Source organism: Trebonia sp. (assembly GCF_030042015.1).
In the GTDB taxonomy this organism is placed as follows: domain Bacteria; phylum Actinomycetota; class Actinomycetes; order Streptosporangiales; family Streptosporangiaceae; genus Trebonia.
On the sequence record NZ_JASIAL010000467.1, the window covers coordinates 1 to 2,680 of the forward strand.

2 protein-coding genes and 1 pseudogene are annotated in these 2,680 nt (G+C 75.4%); 1 reads left to right on the forward strand and 2 read right to left on the reverse strand.

Going from position 1 to position 2,680, the window contains the following annotated elements:
* The coding region (locus tag Q1N79_RS24830) for an NAD(P)/FAD-dependent oxidoreductase (protein WP_300612967.1) at nucleotides 1–1,401 on the forward strand (1,401 nt) is incomplete at its 5' end.
* On the opposite strand, the gene nadC is transcribed toward Q1N79_RS24830, so the two are convergent.
* Nucleotides 1,402–2,304, reverse strand: a complete 903-nt coding sequence (nadC, locus tag Q1N79_RS24835) for a carboxylating nicotinate-nucleotide diphosphorylase (RefSeq protein ID WP_300612969.1) — start codon at nucleotides 2,302–2,304, stop codon at nucleotides 1,402–1,404.
* A pseudogene (locus Q1N79_RS24840) lies at nucleotides 2,301–2,680 on the reverse strand (hypothetical protein); the annotation flags it as partial. The gene nadC and the pseudogene Q1N79_RS24840, both read right to left, overlap by 4 nt.

The following is a 2,680-nucleotide window of genomic DNA, read 5'->3' on the forward strand; positions in this document are numbered from 1 at the left end:
GTTGTCGGCGGCGGTTCCGCGGGCATGGCCGCGGCCATGCAGGCGCGGGAACTGGGCGCCCACGTCACCCTGCTCGAAGCCGACGAGGTCGGCGGGACCACGATGAACCGCGGCCCGGCCCCGGTGCGCACGCTCGCCCGCGCGGCCCGGCTGGCCAGGGACTGGTCGTCCTGGGAGACGTTCGGCCTGCGGGGTCCCTCGCCCGTGCCTGACCTGCCCGCGATCCTGGCCAGGAGCGCCGAGGTGGCGCGCTACGCGCGGGACGCCAAGCAACTGGCTGCCTACCTGCGCCGCAGCGAGGTCGACCTGGCCGAACACACCGGCCCCGTCTCGTTCGCAGACCCCTACACGCTCAAGGCCGCCGACGGCCGCACCTGGGCCGGCGACCGCATCGTGGTGGCCGTCGGCGGCTACGCCGCGCCGCTGCCCGTCCCCGGCGCCGAACTGGCGCTCACCTACAACGACATCCCGTCCCTGACTCACCTGCCCGCCGACGCCGCGGTCGTCGGCGGGGCCGACACCGGCTGCCAGATCGCCTCGATCCTCGACGACTTCGGGGTCAAGGTCACCCTCTTCGAGGCGGGCGCCTCGCTGATCGCCTCCGCGGACCCCGCCGTCAGCGCGGGCCTGGCCAGCGCGTTCCAGGCACGGGGCATCACCGTGTCGACGAACACCCGGGTCAGCGAGCTCGCATCGCGCGGCGGGCAGGTCACCGTTCGCTACGCCCGCGCGGGCGCCGAGTCCAGCGCGGCGTTCGACGCCGTGTTCACGGCGATCGGCTGGCCGGCGAACACGGCCGCGCTCGCGCTCGACAAGGCCGGCGTGCAGGCCAGCCGGTCGGCCATCCCGGTCGACCAGTACCTGCGCACCAACGTGCCGCACATCTACGCCGCGGGCGACGTCAACGGCCACGCCAAGCTCGTGCAGTTCGCCAGGGCCGATGGCCGGATCGCCGCGCACAACGCGATCGCCGGCCCGCGGCAGCGGGCCAGCTACGCCATCGTCCCGTCCGCCAGCTTCACCGACCCCGAATACGGCCAGGTAGGCCTCACCGAGCCGGCCGCGGCCCGCGAGCACGACATCGTGGCCGCCACCGCCGAATACCACAACCTGCTCCGCCCGGTCGCCGACGGCCGCACGGACGGCTTCTGCAAGCTGATCGCCGACCGCCGCGACCACACGATCCTCGGCGGTCACGTCCTGGGCTGCTACTCCGCGGAGATCATCCAGGTGATCGCCACCGCCATGACCGCCAGCATGGCCGTGGAGCAGGTGGCCGTGATCCCGTTCGCGTTCCCCACGTTCACCGAGGCGGTCGGCATGGCGGCCCAGATGATCTGCCGCGAGCTCCGCGTCGGGCAGTTCCCGCAGGTCTGGAGCACCCTGGGACCCGTCAAGTAGTCACCAGGCGAAATCCAGGCCAAGGTCGAGCGCCCGGCTGGAGTGGGTGAGCGCCCCGACCGCCAGGTAGTCCACGCCGGTGGCGGCCACCTCCCTGGCGGCCGCCAGCCGCAGGCCCCCGCTGGCCTCCAGGCGCACTCCCGGATAGCGCCGGGCCTCGGCCACCGCGGCCCGCATGATCTCGACGGGCATGTTGTCGAGCAGCAGGAACCGCGCGCCCGCCGCCAGGGACTCCCCGACCTGGTCCAGGGTGTCGCACTCCACCTCAAGCGGCAGCCCGGGCGAGGCCAGCCGCACCGCCTCGATCGCCTTCGCCACCCCGCCCGCCGCGGCCACGTGGTTGTCCTTGATCAGCGCCGCGTCGCCCAGCCCCATCCGGTGGTTCTGGCCCCCGCCGCACCGCACGGCGTACTTCTCCAGCTGACGCAGCCCCGGCAGGGTCTTGCGGGTGTCCCTGATCACCGCGCCGGTCCCCGCGACCGCGTCCGCCCAGGCCCGGGTCGTGGTCGCGATCCCGGACAGGTGGGTGAGGAAGTTCAGCATGGTCCGCTCCGCGCCGAGCACCGCGGTGGCCGGGCCGCTGACCCGCAGCACCGGCTCGCCCGGCCCGACGCGCGAGCCGTCGGCCCGCAGCGCCGTGCTCGCGACGCCCCCGACAGCGTCCAGCACCGCGCAGGCGACGGGCAGGCCGGCCAGCACGCCCTGCTCGCGCGCCACGACCTGCGCGCGCAGCGGCGCGTCCCCTGCGGTCGCCGCGCTTGTGAGGTCCGGCCCGTACCTGAAGTCCTCGTCGAGCGCGGTCCGCACGGCTCGTTCGGCGTCCCGGATGTCCAGGCCCGCGGCCCGCAGCGCGGCGAGCGTCGCCGGGGTCAGCGCCCGCGGGGTCAGCGCCCGCGGGGTCACGACGCGCCCCCGGTCACGCGCAGCCGCCGCCCGTCCCAGCGCGCCAGCGTGTGCCACGGCCGCGCCGCGGCCCCCGGCGCGTCCCGCCGCCGGTGGCAGCCACGGCTTTCCGCCCGCGCCAGCGCCGCCGCCGCGATCAGCGCCGAGGCGGCATGCAGGTTCGTCGCTTCGACGGTGGCAAGGTCAAGATCACCATCCCTATCCCGAACGATCCCCCCCGACTCCCGCCGCGCACCCTCCGTCCGGTCGAGCGTGCGGACCAGCCGGGTGAGTCCCTCGCGGTCCCGCAGCACGCCGGCGTCCCGGGACATGGCTGCCGCCAGCGCGGGCCGCCCGGCGGGGCTGACCCCGCCCCCGGCGGGCGGCATCCCCAGCC